Source organism: Rhizobium sp. CRRU65, from assembly GCF_048551595.1.
Taxonomy (GTDB): domain Bacteria; phylum Pseudomonadota; class Alphaproteobacteria; order Rhizobiales; family Rhizobiaceae; genus Rhizobium; species Rhizobium leguminosarum_J.
In genome coordinates this window covers 43,323-68,881 of record NZ_JBLYZH010000001.1, presented here as the reverse complement: position 1 = coordinate 68,881, position 25,559 = coordinate 43,323, and the positions used below count along the sequence as shown (strand labels likewise).

The window sequence follows — 25,559 nt, the reverse complement described above, 5'->3', positions numbered from 1 at the left end:
CCCCAGAAGACGACGAAAGAGATGAGACGATGACGACCGTAGAGCCGAGATCCGGCCCGAGACGCAGTGAGGTTCAGGCGCATCGAGGCGCCTCTGCCATTGCGCCCGAGAATACCATTGCCGCTTTCCGGGCGGCCGCTGAACAAGGCGCGGAATGGGTCGAACTCGACGTTGCACTTCTTGCCGACGGGACCCCGGTCGTCATCCACGACGTTTCCATCGATCGCTGTTCCTCGTCGAAGGGAAATCTTGCCGACCTCACCGCGTCAGATCTCGGCGCCATCGACGCTGGCTCATGGTTCAGCCCGAAATTCAAAGGCGAACCACTGCCGACGCTGGCCCGCGTTGTTTCCGCGCTGGGCGAATTCGGCCTCAACGCCAATGTCGAGATCAAGCAGCATGCCCATCACAAGTCACTCGACCAGCTGGTCAAAGTCGTCGATCAACATCTGAAGGCGCGGGCGGCGCACACCAAGATCATGATCTCAAGCTTTGATGCCGCTGCGCTGGGGGGAATGCACGAGATTGATCCAAGCTACGACCTCGCCATGCTGTGGAGCAAGCTGCCTGCGGATTGGCTGGATATCCTTCGGTCGATTCCCGCAAAGACCATCCATCTCGACTACAAGGCTCTGAGTATCGGGTTTCTCGAGGAGGCCGTGCGTCGCGGCATCTCGGTGCGGGCGTGGACCTGCAACGATCCCAAGCGGCTCGCGTCATTCTGGGATGTGGGTTTGACCGGTGTGATAACAGACGACCCCAGTGTCTACCTCACGTAAGGAGCGGCGATGGGGCAGCGGATCATATCGAGCCGACAACGTGAGATCCTTGCGCTGATCGAAACGGAAGGTGTTCAGTACATCGAGGAACTGGCACGTCGGTATGATCTGACGACGCAGACGATCCGTCGTGATATCAATGCATTATGCGATCTCGGGCACGCACGCCGCTTCCACGGCGGCGTCGACTTGCCGGTCGCGGGCAGCAACATCTCGCTCAATGCTCGCGCCCAGCTCAACCGACGGGCCAAGCGGCTGATCGCCAAGCGCGTCGCCGCCGACATAGGGGCAGACGCGACAGTGTTCCTCGGGATCGGCAGCACGGTTCGGTTCGTCGCCGAGGCGCTGCGTGATCACCAGGGTCTGACGGTGATCACCAATAACATCCACGTCGCCTTGAGCCTTTGCGACGCGCCGAGCGTCGAGGTCCATTTGACGGGCGGACTTTTGCGCCACGATGACCGCGACGTGGTGGGCACGGATGTGATCAAGTTCGTCGAAAAATTCTATGCGACTTACGCAGTCGTCGGCGCGGGCGCTTTAAGCCCGCTCAACGGTCTGATGGATTTCAGTTATAGCGAAGCCCAAATCACCAATGCCCTCCTTGAGAATTCACAAACGCAGATTCTGGCCGCAGACGTCAGCAAGTGGACGCGCAACGCTTCCGTGCGTGTTGCGCCATTCAGCAAACTCACCCGCTTCTACACCGATCGGCTGCCTGGCGAAGCTGCCGCCACCAATGCCCTCGCCGAGAGCGGCTTGGACGTGGTCACATGCAGCGAGGATATGACATGAGCTATGTAGACCTTGCGCCATCGGCTCGTGAGTTACAGGATGTGCGCTACCTGTTCACCGACATCGACGATACCCTGACGACAGAGGGTAAACTTCTGCCGCAGACCTACGGCGCTCTCTGGGATCTCAGCCGGGCGGGAATTGCCGTCGTGCCGGTCACGGGCGGCTCAGCCGGATGGTGCGAACATATCGTCCGCGCCTGGCCTGTGGCCGCCGTCATCGGCGAAAGCGGCGCATATTGCGTCACCCGTCAGGACGGCGAAGTGGTCTTCGACTATTGGGAGGATGGCGCCCTACAGGGTGAGCGCCAGCGCCAGCACCTGCAGACGATCAAAGAGCTGATCTCGCAAAAGAGCCGGACGTTCAGAATTGCCCACGACCAGGTCTTCCGGCTGGCGGATGTCGCAATCGACATTCACGGTCAGGAACCGTATGAGGTCGAAGATCTGGCATCCAGCATTAGAGCCATGGGCGGAACGGTCGCGATCAGCTCCATCCACATCAACACGTGGATCGGCGATTACAATAAGCGCTCGATGAGCGAGCGCGTTTTAACCGAGATGTTCGGTATCGATCCCGATCAAACAGCCGCCGTGACCGCCTTCGTCGGTGACTCTCGAAACGATGCACCGATGTTTGGCTTTATCCGCAACTCTTTCGGGGTCAACAACATCATCCCGGTTCTTTCACAATTGCAATACGCGCCGAAATGGGTCTCCTCGCAGCCCGCCGGGCTTGGCTTTGCCGATATTGCCCAAACGATCTTGGACGCGGCTGGCGCAGGTTCTGAGACGTCTCGTCAGCTTTTGACCGAGCCGGCGGTCATGCCTGCCAGGAAGTAGCGTTGAGCAACCAGATAAAGGACCAGTAGGGGAAGGGAACCGAGCACGCTCATCGCCATCATCTCGTTCCATTCGAAGGCGTGCTGGCCCATCAGAAGCTGGATGCCGATCGGAACCGTCCTGAGGTCCATCGATTTTGTCAGCGTCAGCGCGAAGAGGAACTCGTTCCAGGCGAGCAGAAAGGTGTAGACCGCGGTGGCGACGATCCCGGGGATGGAGACCGGAACGATGACGCGCCAGAGCGCCGTCCAGCTCGAACCGCCGTCGACCAGGACGGCCTCGTCCAGCTCTTTCGGCAGGGTGTTGAGATAGCCTGTCATCAGCAGGACGGCGTAAGGCAGTGTGAAGACCATGTAGGTCAGGATCAGTGCCAGATAGGTATCGAAGATCCTGAAGGCGACCACCATTCCGAAATAGGGGATGAGAAGGGTGATCGGCGGAACAGTCTGGGTGCTGATGATGAAGATGTTCAAGGTGTTCTTGAACCGGAACTGATAGCGGCTGAAGCCGTAGGCGGTCACGATGGCGACGAGGAGGGTCAGTCCGGTGACGACGCCGGCGACGAAGTAGCTGTTGATGAAGAACCGCACTTTCACCGGATCGTTGAAAATCGTCAGATAGGCGGCCACCGTAAAATCATCCGGCAACAGCCGCGGCGGAAGGGCGAAGATTTCGGTATTCGATTTCAGCGAACTGAAGAACATCCACACGATCGGAAAAGCCGAAAAAACCAGGCCGATCGCCAGACCGAGATAGGTCAGGATGGTCGGCAATACCGAGCTCTTGAAGGAACGCTTTGCCATGGCGGTCACCTGCGCTGCTGGTGTTTGATGTAGAAATAGGTGACGCTCATCGAGATGATGAGAATGATCATCGCGCTCGCCGAAGCCAGCGAGAATTCATACTGCGAGAATGCGAGCTTGTAGGTGAAGGTGGAGAGCACTTCCGTCGAATAGATCGGGCCGCCGCCCGTCGTCATCCATACCAGTGGAAAAACCTGCATCGTCCAGATGAAGTCGAGAAGCGCGATGCTGATGATGATCGGCATCAGCTGCGGAATGGTGATGTACCAGAACTTTTGGAGTCCGTTGGCGCCGTCGATACCGGCTGCCTCGTAAAGCTCCTTTGAAATGCCCTGGAGGCCGGCGAGCAGGCTGACCATGTAAAGCGGATAACCCGCCCAGATGTTTGCGAAGGTCAAAGCGTGTATGGCGGTGCGCGTCGACGAAAACCACTCGACCTTGAAGTTGATGATATGGAGCGCCATCAGCACGCTGTTGACGACGCCGTTCGGGTCGAGCAGCAGGCGCCAGATGATGGCGATGATGACGGCGGTGAACAGCCAGGGCAGGATGAAGAGCACACGCAGGATGCTGCGAATAAGCGGATCGACGCGGTTGGTGTTCAACAGCAGCGCAAAGGCCAGGCCGATGATGAAGTGGAAGACGACGCTCATGATCGTGAAATAAAGCGTCTGCGCGACCGACTGCCAGAAGACCGGATTTTCGAAGATGGTTACATAGTTCTGGACGCCTGCGAAGGCAGCGTCCTTTTTCATGATGGCGCCGTCCATCAGAGAATATTTGAAGACCATCACCATCGGGAACAGCATCAGCAGCACAAGCAGCAGGGTCGCCGGCGACACGTAGAAATACGGCACCAGCTTCCTCAAGGTGCTGTAGCGAAGCCATCCCTTTCTTCGCGCTTTGGGGTGCGCAGCGATCAGAGCCGTAGCCGAATGATTCATGAGCTGTGACTTTCCATTCTGCCGAGATTTGACGATATGCACCGGCAGCGCCAGGTTGCGCTGCCGGTGATCGTGAAAGCGACGTGCTTAGAACTTCGCGAGCCACGCCTTCTGGGTATTGGCAGCTGCGTCCTTGGCTGACTGCCCGCCGTCGAACATCTTCTGGACTTCGACGTTCATGTCGCGCATCAGCTCTTCGGCAACCGGAAGACCGACGAATTCGTTGGCAGGATAGCCGCTCTGGAAGATTTTGAAAGCTTCCGCGAAAATCGGGTCCGAGGCCACGAAGTCCGGCTTGGCATGGACGTTGCCGGGGAAGGCATTGGCAATCGAGACGAGACGGCCGTTAACGTCAGGGCTCATCAGGTATTCGACCAGCTTCCAGGCTTCGTCCTTGTGCTGGCTGCCTTCGCTGATGCCGATGCCCCAGGAGGCATAGGGCATGCCGCGCTTGCCGGTGTAACCGTCAGTGGCCGGCAAGGCGGAGATGCCGAAGTTGAGCTTCGGATTGCGCTCGCGGATGAGGTTCACATGGGCGAGGGAATCCACCATCATGCCGACGCGGCCGTTGACGAATTCTTCGACCTTGTCCTGTTCCTTCTTGGCGAAGATGCCGGGAGAAATCACGCCTTCCTTGTTGAGCGAGGCAAGATAATCGAGCGTGCCGACGACGGCGTCATTTTCGAGGTCAGGCTTGCCGTCCTTCAGCATCGAGGCGCCGGAGGCCCAGACCCAGGACATGACGTCGTTCTGGATTCCGCTCGGAGACTGCAGCGATAGCGGCAGAACCCAGCCGTACTGGTTCTTCGAGGCGTCGGTCATCTTCTTCGCGGCTTCAGCGAATTCCGTGCGCGTGGTCGGCAACTTGTCGACGCCGGCGGCCTTGGAGATATCCAGGTTCACGAAGACCGGGTAGACGAAGGATGCCAGTGGGAACATCACGCTCTTGCCATCGACCTTGACGATATCGGTGATCTGGCTCTTGTCGTATTTCGCCTTCTCCATCAGTTCGTCCATGGAGGCGATCGCGCCCTGCTTGGCGAGCCCGTTTACCCAGGCACCATCGAGGCCGACCACGTCGCTGAGCGTTCCCGAGGCGGCGCCGACGACGATCTGGTCACGCGTCGTGGCATAGGGACCGCTGACAAGCGTCACCTTGATGCCGGGATTTTTGGCTTCGAAATCGTTCATAATGCCGCGCAAGGCGCCGGACGGCATTTCGGGTTCCCACCATTGAATGAACTCGATGGTGGTGTCGGCAAACGCGGATGTGGCGCAGAGCGCCCATACCGCTACGGCAGCCCGCATCGTCACGCCGAATTTTCTGATATTCATCTGTGCCTCCCAAAGATTGTCAGTTAATCGATCCTCCTCAAGATCGTAGGCAAAGTAGGTTCCCTGAAGGCCCTATCTGTCAATGAAGAACTGCGATCGGAAAAAGTTGGGAGGCCGGCATTCACGGCGTGCGTCGAGTTAAATCATTGATAAAAAATAATAAAATTGATTGACATTATCGGTATTTTTCTGCAGCATTTGTGTTGCTTGTGACGCATTTTTTCTTTACTTTCGTAAACAAATGAAAGTTTACCCAACAAAATGAAAAGCGTGGAACCCGGCGTCTTCACTGCAAATTTTCGAATTTGGGGCGCTGAAACAAGCACCTTTTGCACCCACGCGGCGCAAACGGCGCAAGTCGCAGTGAAGGGAATATTTCGATTTTCGAAAGGGAGGGCAGGGCCCGCACCAAAAGTGACGGATCACGCCGGCTTACGTGGTCGGTTTCGACGATTGAGGATACGAAGATCACCTGTACAAATTGCCGAATGCGTGATTTGGCGCGTCAGAGGATCGGCCGTTGCGTGAAGTCATACCCGATCAGTTGTCGTCGTCCCGCCGGTAAGGAATTGAATGGCCAAGAAGAATTATAAATCGATGGACGACTTCGCGACCGCCGCCGGCGTATCGCGTCCGACCTTGTCGAAATATTTCGATGATCCCTCGCAGATCAAGGAGGTGACCCGCAAGCGCATCGAGGCGGCTCTCAAGAAGTCGCATTTCGAGCCGAACCTTTTCGCCCGGCATCTCAATCGCAAGCGGACCAGGAATATCGGGATTCTGGTCCCGACCATGTCGGATCCCTTTTATGTGCAGGTCGTGTCGCTGATCGAGCTGGAGTTGCGCGAAAAGGGATTCTGGCCCGTGCAGATCTCTTCGCACACGCGGCCGGAGCTGGAGGCGGAGGCCGTGCGGACCTTGCTGTCGCTGAAGGTTGCAGGCGCGATCGTGGCGCCGCTCGGAGCCGGTTCACGCCGTTCCGCGCTGGAAAGACTAAGCGGCGCAATCCCCGTCGTCTGCTTCGACAACCCTGCCGGCGCTGACCTTCCCTATGTCGGAAACGATAACGCGCAAAGCATGGCAGCCATTGTGCAATATCTCTGCCGGTCCGGTGAGCCACCGATATTCCTGGAGATTCCACATTTGACCGAAAATGCTGGCGAGCGGCAGGAGAGCTACCGCGCGACCATGGCGAGGGAGGGGCATACTCCGCTGGTCATCGATTGCGACGCACCACCTTCCTGGGAATTCGAGCGTCTCGGATACGAGCAGATGCAGAGAATTCTTGCCAAAGACGGTCTTCCCGGCAAAACGCTGCTATGCGCCAATGACCGCTTCGCTTTCGGAGCAATGGCTGCCGCATTCGCTTCGGGACTGAAAATCGGTCGTAGCGACGCGTGCGACGTACGCATTGCCGGGCACGACGACCACCCGCTTAGCCGATACACCTGCCCGTCGCTGACGACCATGGCTCAGAACGCGCCGGAGATCGCCGCGAAATCCGTGGAGCTTTTGCTGGCACATATCGAGAGCGAGGATGATGGAACGACCCCTACGACGAACAAGGTGATCCTCGAGGCAACGCTGGTTATGCGCGAATCGGCTTGAGGCCGGCACGGGTTCCTGCCTCAACGGGTAAGCGCAGGGTCCATGGCGCGCCATGCCATTGCGATGGCTTCGAGGGCCTCTTGTGCTTCCGGAATAGCCCGTCGCTTCGATACGAAGCCATGGATCTGTCCGGGCCAGGTCCGGGTCGTTGCCTTCGCCTCGGTGCTGAGCCGCTCGGCATAAGCGGCCCCTTCGTCGAACAGCACGTCGTATCCGGCAAGGATCACGAGCGCCGGCGCCACGCCCGCCAGCGACGCTACGTTCAGCGGCGAGGCTCGCCAGTCCGACCGGCTCGTAGGTTCCGGCAGATAGTGGTCTCGGAACCATTTCATCGCCGCGGCCGTCAGGCCGAAATCCTCTTGGTAACGCAAGTAGCTGTCGCTTGTCTGCAACTGATCGGTCACCGGATAGATCAGCACCTGTCCGATGACAGCCGGCACCTGTCCGTCCCGCGCCAACAGGGCGACGACGGCGGCCAGATTGCCACCGGCGCTATCGCCGGCGACGAGAATTCGCAAGGGATCGATGCCCAGCGCATCCGCCTGCTCCGTCATCCAGACGAGTGTGGCGGCGCAGTCGTCAATGGCAGCGGGAAAGGGGTGTTCCGGGGCCAGGCGATAGTCGGGCGAAACCACGACGGCGCCTGCCATATTGGCAAGCGTCCGGCAGATATCCTCATGGGTTTCCGGCGCGCCGATGACAAAGCCGCCGCCATGGAGATAGAGCAAGGCCGGTGCGCCCTGGCGCGGCGCAGCGCGGCCGCGCCATATCTTCAACCGGATTGCGCCCGCATGCCTTTCCAGGATCTCGGCTACGTCTTCGAGCGGCCGTTGAATGTCTGCGAAACTATCCAGATATTGCTGCCGCGCCAGCGCCGGCGTGCAGCTTTCGACCGGCGTTTGGGGATCGCCGGGCCATGCAAGCGCACGTTTGGCGGATTCATCCAGTTGTGTCATGCCAGCAAACTCCTCGCTTCGTCTTCCCGCAATTCTTTTGGCTGCGCGACAATACCCGGAATGGTCTGCGCGACACCGGTTTCACCGGCACGCAGGATCGCTTCCATGACTTCGAGCACATGGAGAGCGAGATCGCCCGAAGCACGCGGCGCACGGCCCTCAATGATTGCGCGTGCGAGATCGGCAAGACCAAGCATGCGGTAGTTGGCACGATCAGGCGCTGCGATCGGCCAGTTGACGGCGCCAAAGAGTTTGCCTGACGTATCCGTTTCCTGCCAGGGCGCGCCGCGGCTGGAGAGCGCAACGGAGCCGCCGAAATTGTCGGGGTCGGGCAGGCGCAGCGAGCCTTCGGTCCCGTGGAGTTCGATGGGGTGATTGGAGTGGCGAAAGACGTCCCAGGAGGTGCCGAAGGTGACCGTGGCACCGCAATCGAATTCCAGCAACGACAGCACGCTGGTCGGCGTGCCGACCTTGAACGTGGTGCCCTGCTTCGGTCCCTCCGCCGTGATGAGCCGCTCGTCCTGCCCGCTTGTGGCGACGGCCTGCACACGGCGGATAGGCCCCATCAGATTGACCATCATCGTCAGATAATAAGGCCCCATATCCATGACCGGGCCGGCGCCGGCCTGGTAATAAAAGCCGGGATCCGGATGCCAGTGCTCCATGCCGCGCCCCATCATGAAGGCCGTCCCGGTCACCGGCTTGCCGATGGCGCCGGCTTCCATCTGCCGCCGGGCATGGCGTCCGGCCGCCCCCAGAAACGTATCTGGCGCCGAGCCGAGCATGAGGCCCTTTACGGCGGCGGCATCCACCAAGCGGCGTCCTTCGGCGGCCGTGACACCGAGCGGCTTCTCCGTGAAGACATGCTTGCCTGCAGACAGCGCCCGCATCGAAACGTCAAAATGCGCGGCCGGGATCGTCAGGTTGAGGATGAGGTCGATGTTCCGGTCGTCGATGAGGCTGTCGACGTCAGCCGCGCGCAGATCGAACTCGGCCGCGCGGCGTTTGGCGGCGTCTGCGTTGAGGTCTGCACAGGCGATGATTTCGACGCCGCGAAACAGCGGCGCGTTGCGCATATAGGCGAGCGAAATGTTGCCGCATCCGACAATGCCGATCCTGAGTTTCATACCATTGGTCTGTGCCATCGAAGAACCTGATTTTGCCGTTGCGGGTGCGAAGGGTTGAGGGGTACGTTACATTTTAATCGCAAGGGATAAAATATATTGACGTACGCTAACATTTGACCGTACGTAATGGCAAGACGCTGGCGTCGCAATCCCCGCTGAAGAGCCCGCCTTTCCGGCCTTCGGCCGCCTCCCAGGCGGAAGGAGTTTTGCAAGGTCGGCGGAGCCCCTGAGGATTGCCCGCGCGGGGAAGCAGCCGGCTTCGGTATCGGCTGTCATCAACGAATAGGTCAGGACCGCGATATGAAAAATGCTGAGCTGCAGATCGGCTGCCAAACATTCACCTGGGAGATGCTGGGGACAGGTTGGAGCGGCGGCCCGGACGATCTGGTGCGCGCCATTGCCGACGGCGGATATGCCGGTATCGAAATCACCGACACGATGATCGGTCACTACGCGCTCAAGCCTGCCGACTTTGCCCGCACCCTGGCGGATGCCGGTTTGGCGCTGGTTTCCTTTGCCTTCGGCTCCGCCAGCGGCTTCACGGTGGCGGAAAAGATTGCCTCCGATCTCGACACGGCGCGGCGATGGGTCGATTTCGCAGCGAACTTTCCCGGCGCGATGATATCGATGGGATCGGCGACGGTCGTCTCGGATGGTCCGCGCGATGAGAAATTCGCCATTGCGGCCGAGTGCTACAATCGTGCAACCGAGATCGGACGGTCGGCTGGCGTCGCTGTAGCTGTCCATCCTTCCTCGCACCACAACACGCTGCTGTTCACGCGGAACGACTATGATCAGCTGTTTGCTCTCTTGGATCCACAGGTGGGTTGGGTGCCGGATACCGGTCATATCCTGCGTGGCGGCCAGCAGATCGGCGATACGCTGGCGGCCCACCGGGACCGGATCCGTTACGTGCATCTGAAGGATGTCGACGCCGGCGGGATCTGGGCGATGCTGGGCGAAGGCGTCTGCGACGTGCCTGCCGTGGTTTCGACCGTTCGGGATGCGCCGAACTTTATCGGCTGGATCGTGGTGGAAGAAGAATCGGACCATGCCGGAACCGATCCTGCCGCCGCCGTTCGAGCGAACCGCGAGACGCTTCGACGTCTGGGGTTTTAGCCCATCTCGTATTCCGTGGCGTCGGCCAAAGCTATCCGTCGATGCCAAAGCCTCTCCTGTCTCTCTTGTAAATTGGAGAGGTGGACTGCAGGTCACGCGTAGCGAACCTCCACGCCCAGCTTATCGAGCCTGTGGCGAATGCTGTGCGGCATGTTGCTGTCCGTGATGATCAAGTCGACGCGCGACAGCGAGAAGGCTTTGGAGGAGGCGCCGACGTCAAATTTGCTCGAATCCGCCACGAGGACGACACGCCGCGCCATGCGAACCAGGTTGCGCTTGGTCCGTGCCACGTCCTCGGAGACATCGACGACATCGAAGGCCTGATCGATCGCGTGGGCGCCGACAAAAGCCTGGTGGGCGACGAGGCCGCCGACCGCCTTGTCGGAGTCCTGTACGATCGTGCTCACGGTGCTGGGAAACACGCGGCCGCCGATCATGTGCACGTCGAGCCCTGGCCGGTACATCAGATGCTGGGCGATGTTCATTGCCGTTGTCGCAACCACGACGTTGTTGACTGGTGGCATCTGCATGGCGACCTGCAGCAGCGTCGAGCCGCTGTCGAAGACGATCGACTGGTTATCGATGATCTGTCTCGCAGCCATCTGGGCGATGCGGCGCTTCGCATCGAAATTGCGTTGCATGCGTTCCTCGAAGGCTGCTGCCGGAGAGTCGGACGGCAGGGCGATTGCCCCGCCATGCGTTTTGATCAGCTGCTTCTTGGCGTCCATGATTTCGAGATCGGAGCGGATCGTCACTTCCGAGACCTCGAAGAATTCCGCGAGCTGGCGGGTGCGTGCCTGGCCGACCCGTTGAAGTTCCAGCATGATCTGCTGCCGCCTCTGCTCTGCAAGCATATGTGATCCCGACTGCTGTTATTTGCGACACTGCGACTTTTGAAATTGCGACGCTGCGACTTTTGAAAAACGAAAGCTCGCTGTCTCATCCTACGGCTTCTGCTGTAGAAATAGCCGTTCAACGACGAAAATGCACGTCAAAAATTCATCATTCTTGTAAAAACGAAAGAAATCGAAATATTGAATGTTTGTTTGTTTTCGAGTTAGGGTTTTTCCAGCATCGGCGCCGGCAATCGCAAGCCTGCAATCACAAAGTCGGCAATCACAAAGGAAGTCTCGCCATGGGTCTCGGAACCAAAATCCGCCTCGCACGCCTGTTCTCGAACCCATCGGGTCACTTGTTCGGAGGCGCCGTCGATCATTTTGTCGGTTATGGCAATGTGCGTGAGGGCGGGCTTGCCGACCTGCCGGGTGCGCTCAGACGCGTCATGGCGGGAGGCCCCGACTACATCAGCATCCAGCCTGGCGCGGCGCGCCACCTCTGGTCGGAATACGCCGGAAAGGCAGCGCTCGTCATTCAGGGCGGTTGCTTCACCGCCGACGACCGTATTCGCCAGCTCATTGCGACCCCGGAGGACGCGGTTCGTTATGGTGCGGACGCTCTGGCTGTCGCCATTCCCGTGCGCGGCGCCACCGAAGGAGAGTATATCCGCTGGCTCACCGATACGGTCAACGCCGCCGCCCGCTTCGAGATGCCGGTCGTTGCCCACGTCTATCCCCGCGATTTCTCCGACGGCGGCAAGATCGTGTTCACCCCGGATGAAATCGCTTACGCCGTGCGCATCGGCTTCGAGGCCGGCGTCGACGTGATCAAGGTCGGCTACACCGGCGATTTCGAGTCCTTCCGCGAGACCGTTGCGACTTGCCCGATTCCGGTCGTGATCGCCGGCGGCCCGAAGACCGATACGCTGCTCGGCGCGCTCGTCCAGACGTCGGAAGCACTGCGCGCTGGGGCCAAAGGCGCGGTCGTCGGTCGCAACCTCTGGGGTCACGGCGACACGACCATGGCCGCGCGCGCCTTCAAGTTCGTCATTCATAAGGGGATGACGCCGGAGGATGCGCTGGCGGCGGCCGGTGCTTGAGACGTGTCGCGCCCTTTCCAGGTTCTGGGCTTCGGCGCCCTGGCAATCGATGACATCATCTATGTCGATCGGGGCCTGACGGCCGGCAAAGGGAAGGTGAAGAAGCGCGCCACGGACCATGGCGGCAACGTGGCGACGGCCCTTGTTGCCGTCGCCCGGCTCGGCGGGCGGGCCGGCTTCATCGGCTGGCTCGGCAATGACACAACGGCCGACGTGGCGGGAAGCGAGCTCGAGCGGGACGGTGTCGATATATCGCTGGCTCCCCGCCACGCGGATGCCGCGCCGATCCGCTCCGTGATCACCGTCGGTCCCGACGGCGACCGGTTCATCGCTTATGACGATGATGTGCTGCACGGCACGTCGGATGCGCTGCCGGACGATGTTCTGATGCAGGCCCCGGTGCTGCTGATCGATGGCTACGCCACGCACTCGGAAAACGTCGTGGCGCGCGCACGCGCCTTGGGCCTGGCCGTGATTGCCGATATCGAATGGACGGTCGGTGCCGCGACCGACCGGATCCTGGCTCTTGCCGATCACCTGGTGCTGCCGCTTGCCTTCGGGCGGGAGTACACCGGCGAGGGTGATCCAACGATGATCCTGGACAAGCTCTGGTCGGGGGATCGGTCCGCGGTTGTCCTGACTGATGGCGAACGAGGGACCTACCTCCGTCAGAGAGGCGATGCCACCCGCTGGCATGTGCCGGCCTATCAAGTTCAGGCGGTCGACACGACCGGCGCCGGGGATTGTTTTCACGGTGCCTACGCCCTTGCTCTCGCAGAGGGTAAGAGCCCGCTTGATTGCACTGCCTATGCCGCGGCGGCGGCCGCCATTTCCGTGACCGCACGGGGAGGGCGCAGAGGCCTGCCGGATCACCTTATGTGCCTGGCATGGATGGCGGCGGAGAATGCGCCTGTGCCGATGCCGATGCCGGGATGCCAAAAATGAGCGCGGGCGGCGATGGGTGCCGGCACCGATCGACTGACCCAGCAGAGCCTCACGGCTGGCGTGTCATTGAATCACTTTGAGCGATCTCTCAACAGCGGCAAGTTCGATCATAAAAGTTACGCGCGATAAAAAATATAATTCCGCAGTTTATTTTTAATTTCTGGTAAAATAATGATACGTTTCAAATAGATATTAAGAGCGGCTGGTAATCTGCGGCGAAATATCATCGATTCTTTGGTTGACTTTGAAGCTCAGGCCTGAGCTTTCTTGTCAAAAGGATCGGACACGGCGGGGAGCGCCGTCTGAAGATATGATCCGGACTGGTACGGGAGGACGAGACGTGGCTGTGGTTGTACTCGACAAAATCTGCAAGACCTACGGAAACAGCTACCATGCGATCAAGGATCTGAGCCTGACGATCCATGATGGCGAGTTTCTGATTCTGGTCGGGCCGTCCGGATGCGGAAAATCGACCGCTCTGCGCATGATTGCCGGGCTCGAGGAAATCAGCAGCGGAACATTGAGCATCGGCGGCCAGGACGTCGTGGATCTCGCGCCCAAGGACCGGGATATTGCCATGGTCTTTCAGAGCTATGCGCTTTATCCGCACATGACCGTGTTCGATAACATTGCCTTTTCGATGAAGCTGGCCGGAAAGAACAAGGCCGAACGCACCAAACGTGTCCACGAAATCGCCAAGATCCTGCAGCTGGAGCCCTTGCTGGGCAACAAGCCCGCGCAGCTTTCGGGCGGCCAGCGCCAGCGTGTTGCGATGGGCCGCGCCATGGTCCGCGAGCCCGCGGCATTCCTCATGGACGAACCGCTCTCGAACCTCGATGCGAAGCTGCGTGTTCAGATGCGGGCAGAGATCGCCAGCCTGCAGAGACAGCTGGGCGTGACGACGATCTATGTGACGCACGACCAGACTGAAGCGCTGACCATGGGCGATCGGGTCGCGGTGCTGAAGGGCGGCGTGCTGCAGCAGGTGGATACGCCCAAGGCTCTGTATCACCGCCCGGTCAATGCGTTTGTCGCCGGCTTTATCGGTTCGCCGTCGATGAACCTTTTCGAAGGGCGTCTGGCGGGCGGACGGATCCATCTGCCGGGCTTCTCCATCCCCTTGTCCGGCGGCGCCTTCGAGGGCGCTCCCGGTCTATCCGCTTTCGAGGGAAAGGATGTGATCTTTGGGGTCAGGCCCGAGGACCTCTACGACAGCCGGTTGCCATCTGGCGCCTCCCATCCGACGATCCCGGTTGTCGTGAAATCGATCGAGGAGCTTGGCTCCGAGCTGATCGTGCATTTGAAGATCGACGCGGTCCGCATCGACTCGGGCGACCCCGATGCCGTCGAGGACCTGAGCGGGGCCGCCAATGCCGTCGCGCGGTTCGAAGCGGTCAGCGCGGTCGAGACAGGCCAATCGATCGACCTGGCCATCGACCCGGCGAAACTGCACTTTTTCCACCCTCAAACGCATATGGCGCTGTGACGTGACGAGGGAGAGCCGCAGGCGCTGCTGGCAGTCCGGCCACAAGCCGTTGTCGACGTTCGATGTCTTGAAAGCATTCCATCCGACGCCGAAACCAGCGTTCATCTTCAGTATCCGACTTAAAGGGCTTATCGATGCCAGCAAAACAGGAACGACGTCTCCGCATCGGCGTATTGGGAGCGGGCCAGATTGCCCAGGCCGCGCATTTCGAGAGCTGCACCAAGGCAGCCAATGCCGACCTTTATGCAATTTGCGATGTTGCCGAAGATCTCCGCGAACGTATGGCCATCACCCATGGGGCGGAAAAAACCTATGACGACTACGACAAGATGCTGGCCGATCCCGACCTCGATGCCGTGGTCATCGCGACCGCCGACGCCTTTCACGTGCCTGCTTCCATTCGCGCCCTTCAGGCAGGCAAGCATGTGCTGTGCGAAAAACCCGTCGGTGTCACCATCGAGGAATGCCTTGAACTGAAGGCTGTGGTCGACACGTCGGGAAAGGTGTTTCAGGTCGGGCATATGAAGCGTTTCGACGCGGGGCTGCAGGCTGCCAAGTCCTTCATCCGCGATGAAATGGGCGAGATGGTCGCTCTGAAAGCATGGTATTGCGACAGCACGCACCGCTATCCGATGACCGATGCGGTTCAGCCCCTGATCGTCACCAGCGCCAATGCGAAGAAACCCTCCGCCAATCCGAAGGCCGACCTGCGGCGCTACTATATGCTTGCCCATGGTTGCCATCTGATCGACACGGCCCGTTATTTCGCCGGCGACATCGTTTCCGTCAACGCTCGTCTGTCCGAGCGAGCCGGTATCTGGTGCTGGTTCGTGGACGTGGAATTTGCCTCCGGCACGCTCGGCCATCTCGATCTCACCGTCCAGGTGCGCATGGACTGGCACGAAGGCTTCCAGATCTATGGCAAGAACGGCAGCATTTTGGGCAAGACCTATAACCCGTGGTACTACAAGAGCAGTGAGGTCGACATTTTCCGGGAAGCGGACGGCGCCACACACCGTGTTCTCGGTGCCGACGGCCATTTCTACCGCCGCCAGGTCGAAGGCTTCGCCCGCACCATTCTGGATGGCGCGGTGATGGAAGGGGCCGATATCGATGATGGCCTCGCATCCGTCCGGGCCATGGTTGCCGTCGCGCGTTCCGCCGAAAGCGGCAAGGCGGTTGCGCTGTCCGACGTCACGGGTGGCGTGTGATGAAGCTCGGCATCTTCGCAAAGACCTTCGAGGGAACGGAACCCGTAACCGTTCTCAACTCGGTCGCTGGCGCCGGGTTCAGTTGCGCACAATACAATATGGCCTGCTCGGGCCTTGCGCCGATGCCGGAGATCATCACGGAAGCCCAGGCCCGCGCAGTCGGCGAAGCGGCGCGTAGCAGCGGCGTCGAGATCGTTGCCGTTTCCGGCACCTTCAACATGATTCATCCGGATCTCGCCGTGCGCGAGGCCGGCCTTCGCAAACTGGCGACCCTGGCCGAGCGCTGCGCCGGCATGTCGACCACCTTGATCACGCTCTGCACCGGCACACGCGACCCCATCGACCAGTGGAAGGCGCATGCCGACAACGACACGCCGGAGGCCTGGCGGGATCTCCTCGAGGCGATGGGCGCGGCCATCGAGATCGCCGAGCGTTACGATGTCGATCTCGGCGTCGAGCCCGAGCTTGCCAATGTCGTCAACTCGGCTGAGAAAGCCCATCGGCTGATTACGGCACTGAAGAGCCCCCGCATCAAGATCGTGCTCGATCCAGCCAATCTCTTCGAGGTCGCGACGCTCGATGAGCAGCGGAACATTGTCTCTTCCGCCATCGACCTTCTGGCCGATCGGATCGTCATGGCACATGCGAAAGATCGCAATCCGGACGGTAGTTTCGCGACCGCCGGCAAGGGTGTGCTCGACTACGCGCATTATCTCGGCCGTCTCAAGGCGATCGGCTTCGAGGGCAGTCTCGTCACACATGGCCTTTCGGCTTCGGAGGCGGCCGGTGCGGCGAGTTTCCTGAAGAGCAGTCTCGGCGGCGAAGCTGTGGGGGCAGGAAGATGAGATGGGCTGAACCGTTCGAAACCAGCGACGGGACCATTCTCAATGTCGATATGGCGGGCGAGGGCGCGTCCATAATCTTCCAGCATGGCTTATGCGGCGACGCGGCGCAGACCGACGAAGCCTTTCCGCTCGAAGCGGGTTTTCGCCGGGTAACGATCGAAGCGCGCGGCCACGGCCATTCCCAAACCGGCAATCCGGAGCAGCTGTCGATCGCGACCTTCTGCGATGATATCGCCGCCTATATCGAAAAGAACCTTATGCCGCCGATCGTGATCGGCGGCATCTCGATGGGCGCGGCGATCGCCCTGCGTCTCGCGGTCAAGCGGCCCGATCTTGTCAAGGCTCTGATCATAGCAAGGCCGGCCTGGCTGACGGCATCCGCGCCGGAGAATATGGCACCCAACGCCGAAGTCGGGCGGCTTCTGAAAACTCTGCCACTGGGCGAAGCAAAGACCGCATTCCTTGCCGGGCCGGTGGGCGTGCGGCTCGCCGCCGAGGCGCCGGACAATCTGGCCTCGCTTGCCGGTTTTTTCTCCCGCACGCCTTTGGATGTGACCGCCGAACTGCTCACCAGGATTTCCAATGATGGTCCCGATGTGACCGACGAGGAGGTCGGCAATCTCACCGTACCGACGCTGGTTATCGGCCATGATCGGGACAGCATTCATCCTTTCGCATACGCGCATGCTCTTGTCGAGCGGATTGCCGGCGCGCGCTTCGTGCAGATCACGCCGAAGACTGAGAGCCGTCCGCAATACGTCGCCGACTTCCGGCTTGCCATGGGCCATTTTCTGAAGGAGCTCTGAAACAATGACGACCCCCTCCAAGACCTGGATCGCCGATCTTCCGAAGGATCGCCTGATTGCCGAATTCTCGGTCTGGTCGGCCGATCTCGTGCATCTGGCGGATGATCTGGCGCGTGTCGATCCTCACGTCGACATCCTCCACATCGATGTCGCCGATGGCCATTTCGCGCCGGCCATGTTGTTTTTCCCCGATCTTGTTGCCGGCGTGCGCAAAGTGTCCGCGCGCCCGATCCATGTTCACCTGATGGTCGCCGACAGCATCCTCCTGTCGCAGATCGAGCAGTTCGCCGATGCGGGCAGCGACCTGATCAGTCTTCATGTCGAAAACGAAAGCGTCGCTGTCGAGGCTCTCGATCTTCTCGATCGCCGCGGTGTCGCTGCCGGCATGGTGCTCAAGGTCGACACCCCCGTCGAACGGGTCGAGAGATATGCTTCCCGGCTGCGCTTTGTGACGCTGCTCGGCACGGCGATTGGCGTGAAGGGCCAGGGCCTCGACGAAAAGGCTGGTGCGCGGCTTCAGCAGGCAAAGCAGATCATCGCCGGTTGCGGTGCGGCGCATCGGATCGTGCTGGCGGCCGACGGCGGTATTCGCGAGCACACCGTGCCGCTTCTGCGCCAGTCGGGTGCGGAAACGGTGGTCCTCGGTTCCCTGGCTTTCAATGCGCCATCGCTAGACGAGCGGATGGCATGGGTGCGCGCACTCTAACTCGTGGTCTTCACATGCAGCAGGTTGCCATTGGAATCGACCTCGGTGGGACGCAGGTGCGCGCTGCCCTCGTCGACGAGCAGGGCAGGATTCTGACGCGCGCAGCCGAACCGACGGATGCGTTGGCGGGCCCCGACCGCGTGCTCGCCCAAATCTGCGGCCTGACCGACGGACTGCTTGCAGCATCGAACCCCGCTTCGGTGGTGGGCGTCGGCTTATCCGCTCCGGGCCCGCTCGATACGGTCGCCGGTGTCGCCTCGAATATCCCGACCCTCTCCGGCTTTGTCGACTTTCCGCTGAAGGCGGAGTTGCAGAAGCGGTTTCCGTTTCCGGTCGACCTCGAGAATGATGCGATTGCCGCTGCCATCGGTGAGTGGCAGTTCGGAGCCGGCAAGGGGCTCGACAATTTGGTCTATGTCACCGTGAGCACTGGCATTGGCGGTGGCGTTGTGTCGGATGGTCGCGTCGTGCGCGGCCGCAAGGGCATGGCAGCCCATGTTGGGCACATGTCGGTCGTGCCGAACGGAGAGCTTTGCCCCTGCGGCAACAGGGGTTGTTTCGAGGCCTACGGATCCGGAACGGCATTTGCGCGCCGCGCCCAAATCAGGGCTGTGGAATCCAGCGCGACGACAATAGGCAGCGATGGCGGCGCCATCGATAGCCGCAGCGTTTTTGCCGCAGCAAGAAATGGCGATCGTCTCGCAAATCAACTGATTGACGAGGAAGCGGAAATTCTGGGTCGCGGCTTCACCAGCCTGATCCATATCTTCAGTCCCGATATCATCGTGATGGGAGGCGGTCTTTCCCACGAGTTCGACCGACTGCAACCCGGCATTCAAGGCTACATCACGCAATGGGCAATGCCGGCATTCAAGGATGTCAGGGTAATGCTGGCGGCGTTGGACCAGAACTCGGGCCTCGTCGGCGCAGCTGCTCTGGCGTTTCTGACCGGAAAGGTCCCGGCGGTCGATCAGATTTAGAAAAGCAGGCCGATCCTGCGTGCTGTAAACGCAATGACGCAAGGCCCCTCGAGACACGGGAACGGTTTGTGCGACGGGCAGCGTCGAAATGGGCGCAGCCAAGACAATCGTCGACGTCCCCTTTCCGTATCGAGAGGTTGCTCTCCGTCAGGGCGGCGAGGCGATACTTACGGTGCTGATCAACGGCGTCACGTGGGCCTATAATCCCGAGGGGTCGTTGACTGGTATCACCGATGCTCCAAATGTGCCTGTAGAAAAAGCACTGGAGCCGATCGTCGAACGCGGCCCGAGACTGCACCAGGCCGGCGAAGCCGGTTACCGCTGAGGAACTGAAACACCGTCCTTGGGCGGGACGCCACGTATGCGGTCCGCCCGGCAAAACGCTGTGCTGACAGTCGTCGCTCTCCATTTGGCAAGACCATCTGGCGCTTGTGAAAGACGACGGTTCTGGCGCGAATGATCTCGATAAACGACCATGAGGACAAAAATGCGCTTGATCATTCTCGGAACCGGAGGATGGGCAAACACCCATGCCATGAATTTTTCCGAAATCGCCGACGTAAAAATTGTTGCTGCTGTTGATACGGACGAGGTCCGGCTACGGGCCTTCGCGCTAAGGCATGGTATCCCACTTACCTTCACGTCGCTTGATGACGCTCTTGCCTGGGGAGAGTTTGACGCCGTGACCAATGTCACGCGCGGATCGCGCGCATTATTCCACGACAATGAAGATACTCGGCGCCGGCAAGCATGTCCTCTGCGAGAAGCCGCTGGCGGTTAACTACCGCGAAGCCAAAGAGATGGCCGACGCTGCCGCTGCGTCCGGCAAGGTCACGATGGTAAACCTTACCTATCGTAATGTAGCGCCGCTGCAAGCAGCGCGTAAGATGGTGTTGGACGGACGCCTCGGCGCGATCCGCCACTTCGAAGCATCCTATCTCCAGAGCTGGCTGGTCTCAAAGGCGTGGGGCGACTGGACCAAGGAATCGCAATGGCTTTGGCGGCTGTCGACAAAGCACGGCTCCAATGGCGTGCTGGGCGATGTCGGTATCCATATTCTCGACTTCGCGGTTTTTGCCGCCGGAAGTGACGTCAAGGCGGCCGCATCGCATCTTAAGGTGTTCGACAAGAGCCCCGGAAATCGGATCGGCGAGTATGATCTCGACGCCAACGACAGTTTCCTGATGATGGCTGAACTCGAAAACGGTGCCGCTGGCGTCATCCACGCAACGCGCTGGGCAACCGGCCATCTGAACGAATTGCGCCTGCGCCTGCATGGAGACAAGGGCGCGCTGGAGGTGGTGCATACGCCTGAAGGTTCGACGCTCAGGGCCTGTGAAGGTCCCGATGCCGACAAGGCAATCTGGCGTAAGATCGACGTCGAACCGGTTATCACTAATTTCCAGCGCTTTGCAAACGCCGTGCAAAAGGGGCAGCTGGATGAGCCTGGTTTTGGCCACGCAGCCAAGCTGCAATTCGTTCTTGACCACGCAGTGAAGACGGCCGGCGCTCTGATCGAACTTTAAGCAAAGGTGCTCCAGTTCAGTGCCACCTCGGCAGGTTGCTCGTCGTCTTAAGGCCAGGGTACCGGTTGCGCGGCCTCGTTGGAGCCGGCGCCGACAGCCTCGTATAAATTCCTCAAAGGGACGTCGGCTTGCTCAGATGCGCCGGTTCAACTCGTCTTCGCTGATCCCAAAGTGGTCGAGAATGATGCCGACGTTTCGGCGATGAGACTTGAAATAGACGTCGAAGATATCGCCGAGCAACGGAACCGTCCCGCCGGCGGCGTCGATCCCGAGATTGACGGCCATGCGTGCGAGCTTTTGGGTGGGAATGCCGAGGCGTCTTGCCTCATCGATGATGAAAAGACCGATCAGGGATCCGGCAATGTCTCCGACGGCCGGGATAAGGCCGAGAATCGAGTCTGCACCGATCCGCACGCCGATGACAGGCAATCTGACCGCGGTATCCATCAGGCGCGCTATGGCGACGGCGCGCCGAATTCTTCCAAGTTCGATGGAGGTCAGATGTTTGGTGCTGGCGGAGGCTGGCATCAGCGACCTTTTGGCGCGAACGAACGTTCCGCCTCCTCCAGTGAGGGCGCGGCAAGAATGTCGTCGCATTGCTGCGAAATAGTCCGACGCAGCGAAAGCCCGGTGCCATCATCAGTTCCCATGGCCGTGAAACGCTGCAAACCCGATAAGGTTCGCCCGCTAAAGCAAGGATCATCTCGCGTCGGGGACCACGACCAATTTGCCCACAAAGTTCTTCGCCATGAAATCGGTCTGCGCGCGGTGGAATTCCGATAGTGGATAGACGCCGCCGACGAGAGGCCGGATTTTCCGGCTTTCGATATAACCGACGATCCGACGAAAGTCGGCGCGGCTTCCCTGGCTCGAGCCGTGCAGCTCCAGCTGCTTCAGATACATGGACCGCAAATCGAGCTGAACGACCGGGCCGGCGATGGCGCCGGCTGTCGTGTAGCGGCCTTCGGGGCGCAGGATCTTCAGGAGATCGTTGAACAGCGGTCCGCCGACGAGATCGGCGACGACATCGATCGGCTGGCCACGGCTGGCGGAATGGACGGCTTCGACCAGATCGCCCTTGCCGCGGGTCACCACCGCCTCGGCGCCGATATCGAGCATCGCCGCCTCCTTGCCGGGGCCGGCGACCGCGATCGGGATGGCGCCGCGGGCCCGTGCGAGCTGGATGATCGCCGAGCCGACGCCGCCCGAGGCGCCGGTCACCAGGACGCGTTCACCGGCGACAAGCCTTGCCCGTTCCAGCATGCGCTCGCCGGTCAGATAGGCGCAGCAAAAGGTGGCGAGTTCGACGTCGGTCAGATCGGTTGCGACGACATGGGCGTTCTCGGCCGGCAGTGCCATGTATTCGGCATAACCGCCGTCGCGGCCATGGCCCATGTAATCGATGTCGGCGAGGCTGTCGTCGTCGCGGTTATAGATCGAGAAGTCGACCATGACGCGTTCGCCGACGCGCGCCGGATTAACGCCGGCGCCGACGCCGACGATATGGCCGACCGTATCGGTGCCCTGAATGCGCGGGAATGTCAGCGTATTGCCTTGCCTGCGCCATGTGGAGACGGCCGACGGATCGTCCTCGGTGCCGTAGGCGCCTTGGCGGACCCAGACGTCGGTATTGTTCATGCCGCAGGCCGTGACGCGGATCAGAACCTCGCCGTCCGCGGGTCTCGGGACGGGCACGTCCCTGTCATAGACGAGCTTGTCCAGACCGCCATGGCCGGTGAGCAATACGGCCGCCATCTTTTCCGGGATCGTCATGCCGATCTTCTCCCTCAGATGTTCTTGAAGACGGTTTCGATCGTGTCCGCCGCGGCCTTGACCACGATGTCGGCCTCCTCGCGTGTCAGGCAGAGCGGCGGGGCGAAGCCGAGGATGTCGCCCTGCGGCATGGCGCGGCCGATGACGCCGCGTTCGAGGAGGGCAGAGGCGACCTGCGGGCCGATCTTGCGGCCGGCATCGAAGAACGTGCGGTCGTCCTTGTCCTCGACGAATTCGACGGCTGCCATCAGCCCGTCGCCGCGGACTTCGCCGACGTTGCGGTGGCCGCCGACGGCCTTTGCGAGTTCCGAGCGGAAATAGGCGCCGGTCGCCCCGGCATTCTCGACAATGCCGAGTTCGTCGATCAGTTCGAGATTGGCAATGCCTGCGGCAGCACAGATCGGATGGGCGGAATAGGTCCAGCCGTGACCGATCGCGCCCATCTGATCGGAACCCTGCACCAGGACTTGCCACATCTTGTTCGAAACGATCGTACCGGAAAGGGGAGCGTAGGCCGAGGTCAGGCCCTTGGCGATGGTGATCAGGTCCGGCTTCATGCCGTAATGATCCGAGCCGAACATCGTGCCGAGACGGCCGAAGCCGGTGACGACTTCATCGGCGACAAGCAGGATGTCATATTTGTCGAGCACGGCCTGGATCTTCTGCCAGTAGGTTTTCGGCGGCGGCACGATGCCGCCGGTGCCGAGGATAGGTTCGCCGATGAAGGCGGCGATCGTTTCCGGGCCTTCGGCGATTATCATCTCCTCGAGCTTGTCGGCGCAATATTGCGAGAACTGCTCCTCGCTCATCGACCGGTCGGGGCGGCGGAAATAATAGGGTGCTTCGGTGTGCAGCACCGGCGCCCGCGGCAGATCGAAGGCATTATGGAAGAGGGCCAGGCCGGTGAGGCTGCCGGTCATGACACCGGAGCCGTGATAACCGCGCCAGCGCGAGATGATCTTCTTTTTTTCCGGACGGCCGAGGATGTTGTTGTAGTACCAGATGAGCTTGATGTTGGTCTCGTTGGCATCCGAGCCGGAGAGACCGAAATAGACGCGGCTCATGCCGGCGGGGGCGCGGTCGATGATCATCTTCGACAGCGTAATCGAGGCTTCCGTGCCGTGGCCGACATAGGCGTGGTAATAGGCGAGGTTCTTTGCCTGCTCGGCGATCGCATCGGCAATCTTCTGGCGGCCGTAGCCGACATTGACGCAATAGAGGCCGGCAAAGGCGTCGAGGCTTTTGCGGCCTGTCGTGTCGGTGATGTAGACGCCTTCGCCGCCGGCAACGACACGGGTCGGCGTCTCGCCGCGGGCATGCCCGCCCATATGGGTCGAGGGATGGAAGAAGTGATCGCGGTCCCAGGCGGTAAGTTCGTTGCTTCTGTCGAGCATGTCTAGCCTCTTTCTTGAAAATGGGGGCTCACTTGAAATGGGGTCAGGCGGCCGTGTCGATGCAGAGATATTTGAGCTCGGTGAAGGCCTCGAGCCCATGGCGTGAACCCTCGCGGCCGAGGCCGGACTGCTTCCAGCCGCCGAAGGGAATGGGAGCGCCGGTGATTTTCACGCGGTTGACGGCGACCATGCCGTATTCGAGCGCGCGGCCGAGGCGCATCTGCCGGGCGCCGTTTTCCGTGACGATATAGGCGACAAGGCCGTATTCGGTATCGTTGGCGCGGGTGATGACCTCGTCTTCCGTATCGAAGGCGGTGATGGCCGCTACAGGGCCGAAGGTCTCCTCGTGCATGATCAGCGCATCCGCCGGCACGTCGCTCAGCAGCGTCGGCTCATAAAAAAGCCGGCCGGCCTTATGGCGCTTGCCGCCGGTAACGAGCCGCGCGCCGCGCGCCAGCGCGTCGGCGACCTGTTCTTCGACCTTGGCGACGGCGCGTTCATGCATGAGCGGCCCGATCTCGGCGCCATCCTCAAGACCCGGACCAACTTTCAGTTCGGCAATGCGGTCTGCGAAGGCCTTGGCGAAGCCATCGGCGATCCGCCGCTGGACGAAAATGCGATTGGCGGCGAGGCAATCCTGGCCTGATGTGGCAAATTTGGCGTTGACGGCGATCTCGACCGCCTTTTCGATATCAGCGTCATCGAAGATGATCAGCGGGGCGTGGCCGCCGAGTTCCATCACCAGCCGCTTCAGGGTCGGGGCGCATTGGGCGGCGATCAGCCGTCCGATTCCGGTGGAGCCGGTGAAGCTCATGGCGCGCACGCGGACATCGGCACACATCCGTCCGACGATCGTTGCGGCGTTGCCGGTGACCACGTTGAAGACGCCGGTGGGAATGCCTGCCCGCTCGCCGAGCTCGGCAAGCGCCAGTGCCGAAAGCGGCGTTTCTGAGGAGGGGTGGGCGACGACCGTGCAACCGGCGGCGAGGGCCGCGGCAGCCTTCCGGGTGAGCATGGCAGAGGGGAAATTCCAGGGCGTGACGATGCCGACGATGCCGAGCGCCTCACGCCGGACGATCATTTCCGCGCCGGGCAGATGGCTGGTGACGCTTTCGGCGTTCAGCCGTTTGCCTTCCTCGGCATACCATTCGACGAAGAAGGCGGCGTAATCGATCTCGCCGCGCGATTCCGCAAGCGGCTTGCCCTGTTCGAGCGTCATGATCAGCGCCAGATCCTCCTTGGCCGCAAGCATCAGCTCAAACCATTTGCGCAGGATCGCCGCGCGGCTCTGCGGCAGCATTGCGCGCCAGCCGGCAAAAGCCTCCGACGCAGCATCGATCGCCACTGCCGTCTCATCGGCGTCAAGGCTAGCAACCCAGGCCAGCGTCGCCGAAGAGGCGGGATCGGTGACCTCGAAACTTTTCCCTGATTTGCCGGCGATCCACCGGCCGCCGACATAGGCCAGATCGCGCAGGAGATGACGGTCGGCGAGCCGCGACAGCGCGTCATGATAGGCGGGGCGGGCAAAAACGGCGGTCATGTCCAGTCTCCTCGTGGCGGTTGACGTCAGTCTTCCACGGGAGCGGGCGAGAGATTGTCTGTTGGCTGATGCAAAAAGAGAGAGATGGTCTAAAGGACGGCGG

23 protein-coding genes and 2 pseudogenes are annotated in these 25,559 nt (G+C 60.8%); 15 read left to right on the top strand and 10 right to left on the bottom strand.

What is annotated here, in order from left to right:
* The first annotated feature begins 29 nt into the window (after positions 1–29).
* The 3 genes from ACM5SV_RS00375 to ACM5SV_RS00365 are packed head-to-tail and all read left to right on the top strand — an operon-like array spanning position 30 to position 2,416.
* Complete coding sequence (locus tag ACM5SV_RS00375) at positions 30–779, top strand: glycerophosphoryl diester phosphodiesterase (protein WP_221965631.1); 750 nt, start codon at positions 30–32, stop codon at positions 777–779.
* A gap of 9 nt (positions 780–788) precedes the next feature.
* The gene (locus tag ACM5SV_RS00370; RefSeq protein WP_113545706.1) at positions 789–1,574 is read left to right on the top strand and encodes a DeoR/GlpR family DNA-binding transcription regulator; all 786 of its coding nucleotides are present in this window, start codon (positions 789–791) and stop codon (positions 1,572–1,574) included.
* The gene (locus ACM5SV_RS00365; protein ID WP_419424875.1) at positions 1,571–2,416 is read left to right on the top strand and encodes an HAD-IIB family hydrolase; all 846 of its coding nucleotides are present in this window, start codon (positions 1,571–1,573) and stop codon (positions 2,414–2,416) included. Before ACM5SV_RS00370 ends, ACM5SV_RS00365 begins: the two co-directional genes overlap by 4 nt.
* Here ACM5SV_RS00365 and ACM5SV_RS00360 read toward each other — a convergent pair.
* The 3 genes from ACM5SV_RS00360 to ACM5SV_RS00350 form a co-directional block, all read right to left on the bottom strand.
* Positions 2,374–3,219, bottom strand: coding sequence for a carbohydrate ABC transporter permease (locus ACM5SV_RS00360; RefSeq protein WP_033183234.1), 846 nt, complete (start codon positions 3,217–3,219; stop codon positions 2,374–2,376). The two genes, ACM5SV_RS00365 and ACM5SV_RS00360, sit on opposite strands and share 43 nt — an antisense overlap.
* Before the next feature lie 5 nt (positions 3,220–3,224).
* On the bottom strand, positions 3,225–4,163 hold the full coding sequence (locus ACM5SV_RS00355; protein WP_113545703.1) for a carbohydrate ABC transporter permease: 939 nt from the start codon (positions 4,161–4,163) through the stop codon (positions 3,225–3,227).
* An 87-nt stretch (positions 4,164–4,250) separates the two neighbouring features.
* Positions 4,251–5,498, bottom strand: coding sequence for an ABC transporter substrate-binding protein (locus ACM5SV_RS00350; RefSeq protein ID WP_221965555.1), 1,248 nt, complete (start codon positions 5,496–5,498; stop codon positions 4,251–4,253).
* A 573-nt stretch (positions 5,499–6,071) separates the two neighbouring features.
* Here ACM5SV_RS00350 and ACM5SV_RS00345 point away from each other — a divergent pair.
* Complete coding sequence (locus tag ACM5SV_RS00345; RefSeq protein WP_222026799.1) at positions 6,072–7,106, top strand: LacI family DNA-binding transcriptional regulator; 1,035 nt, start codon at positions 6,072–6,074, stop codon at positions 7,104–7,106.
* A 20-nt stretch (positions 7,107–7,126) separates the two neighbouring features.
* Here ACM5SV_RS00345 and ACM5SV_RS00340 read toward each other — a convergent pair whose 3' ends face one another.
* Entirely contained in the window at positions 7,127–8,062 is a 936-nt protein-coding gene (locus ACM5SV_RS00340) for an alpha/beta hydrolase (protein WP_221965557.1), read from the bottom strand.
* Complete coding sequence (locus tag ACM5SV_RS00335; RefSeq protein WP_419424874.1) at positions 8,059–9,207, bottom strand: Gfo/Idh/MocA family protein; 1,149 nt, start codon at positions 9,205–9,207, stop codon at positions 8,059–8,061. Before ACM5SV_RS00335 ends, ACM5SV_RS00340 begins: the two co-directional genes overlap by 4 nt.
* Before the next feature lie 282 nt (positions 9,208–9,489).
* Here ACM5SV_RS00335 and ACM5SV_RS00330 point away from each other — a divergent pair, with 282 nt between their 5' ends.
* Entirely contained in the window at positions 9,490–10,308 is an 819-nt protein-coding gene (locus ACM5SV_RS00330; RefSeq protein WP_017996271.1) for a sugar phosphate isomerase/epimerase family protein, read from the top strand.
* 92 nt (positions 10,309–10,400) lie between these two features.
* Here ACM5SV_RS00330 and ACM5SV_RS00325 read toward each other — a convergent pair whose 3' ends face one another.
* A complete protein-coding gene (locus tag ACM5SV_RS00325; protein ID WP_012755536.1) occupies positions 10,401–11,162 on the bottom strand; it encodes a DeoR/GlpR family DNA-binding transcription regulator in 762 nt (253 codons plus the stop codon).
* 281 nt (positions 11,163–11,443) lie between these two features.
* On the opposite strand from ACM5SV_RS00325, the gene ACM5SV_RS00320 reads away from it, so the two are divergent.
* The 10 genes and pseudogenes from ACM5SV_RS00320 to ACM5SV_RS00275 all read left to right on the top strand — a co-directional run bounded on the left by ACM5SV_RS00320 (position 11,444) and on the right by ACM5SV_RS00275 (position 20,749).
* The gene (locus tag ACM5SV_RS00320) at positions 11,444–12,244 is read left to right on the top strand and encodes a class I fructose-bisphosphate aldolase (protein ID WP_003562561.1); all 801 of its coding nucleotides are present in this window, start codon (positions 11,444–11,446) and stop codon (positions 12,242–12,244) included.
* Between the two features lie 3 nt (positions 12,245–12,247).
* Complete coding sequence (locus ACM5SV_RS00315) at positions 12,248–13,189, top strand: PfkB family carbohydrate kinase (RefSeq protein WP_221971614.1); 942 nt, start codon at positions 12,248–12,250, stop codon at positions 13,187–13,189.
* A 340-nt stretch (positions 13,190–13,529) separates the two neighbouring features.
* Positions 13,530–14,675: an ABC transporter ATP-binding protein gene (locus ACM5SV_RS00310; protein ID WP_017996269.1), complete on the top strand. Its 1,146-nt coding sequence runs from the start codon at positions 13,530–13,532 to the stop codon at positions 14,673–14,675.
* A gap of 134 nt (positions 14,676–14,809) precedes the next feature.
* Positions 14,810–15,886 carry a Gfo/Idh/MocA family protein gene (locus ACM5SV_RS00305; RefSeq protein ID WP_012755540.1) on the top strand — a complete coding sequence of 359 codons (1,077 nt, stop codon included), beginning with the start codon at positions 14,810–14,812 and terminating at the stop codon, positions 15,884–15,886.
* A complete protein-coding gene (locus ACM5SV_RS00300; RefSeq protein ID WP_003562554.1) occupies positions 15,886–16,731 on the top strand; it encodes a sugar phosphate isomerase/epimerase family protein in 846 nt (281 codons plus the stop codon). Before ACM5SV_RS00305 ends, ACM5SV_RS00300 begins: the two co-directional genes overlap by 1 nt.
* Positions 16,728–17,537, top strand: coding sequence for an alpha/beta fold hydrolase (locus ACM5SV_RS00295; protein ID WP_419424873.1), 810 nt, complete (start codon positions 16,728–16,730; stop codon positions 17,535–17,537). Before ACM5SV_RS00300 ends, ACM5SV_RS00295 begins: the two co-directional genes overlap by 4 nt.
* Before the next feature lie 4 nt (positions 17,538–17,541).
* On the top strand, positions 17,542–18,243 hold the full coding sequence (locus ACM5SV_RS00290) for a ribulose-phosphate 3-epimerase (RefSeq protein WP_012755542.1): 702 nt from the start codon (positions 17,542–17,544) through the stop codon (positions 18,241–18,243).
* A gap of 14 nt (positions 18,244–18,257) precedes the next feature.
* Positions 18,258–19,223: an ROK family protein gene (locus ACM5SV_RS00285; protein WP_419425041.1), complete on the top strand. Its 966-nt coding sequence runs from the start codon at positions 18,258–18,260 to the stop codon at positions 19,221–19,223.
* A 172-nt stretch (positions 19,224–19,395) separates the two neighbouring features.
* Positions 19,396–19,548: pseudogene (locus ACM5SV_RS00280) on the top strand (trehalose utilization protein ThuA); the annotation flags it as partial.
* Between the two features lie 162 nt (positions 19,549–19,710).
* Positions 19,711–20,749: pseudogene (locus ACM5SV_RS00275) on the top strand (Gfo/Idh/MocA family protein).
* Between the two features lie 132 nt (positions 20,750–20,881).
* Here the strand turns inward: ACM5SV_RS00275 and ACM5SV_RS00270 are convergent.
* The 4 genes from ACM5SV_RS00270 to ACM5SV_RS00255 all read right to left on the bottom strand — a co-directional run bounded on the left by ACM5SV_RS00270 (position 20,882) and on the right by ACM5SV_RS00255 (position 25,456).
* Entirely contained in the window at positions 20,882–21,277 is a 396-nt protein-coding gene (locus tag ACM5SV_RS00270) for a DUF4112 domain-containing protein (protein ID WP_012755545.1), read from the bottom strand.
* Between the two features lie 171 nt (positions 21,278–21,448).
* Positions 21,449–22,522, bottom strand: coding sequence for an alcohol dehydrogenase family protein (locus ACM5SV_RS00265; protein ID WP_128440198.1), 1,074 nt, complete (start codon positions 22,520–22,522; stop codon positions 21,449–21,451).
* A 14-nt stretch (positions 22,523–22,536) separates the two neighbouring features.
* Complete coding sequence (locus ACM5SV_RS00260) at positions 22,537–23,916, bottom strand: aspartate aminotransferase family protein (RefSeq protein ID WP_017996262.1); 1,380 nt, start codon at positions 23,914–23,916, stop codon at positions 22,537–22,539.
* 43 nt (positions 23,917–23,959) lie between these two features.
* Positions 23,960–25,456, bottom strand: a complete 1,497-nt coding sequence (locus ACM5SV_RS00255; protein WP_017996261.1) for an NAD-dependent succinate-semialdehyde dehydrogenase — start codon at positions 25,454–25,456, stop codon at positions 23,960–23,962.
* Positions 25,457–25,559: the final 103 nt, after the last annotated feature.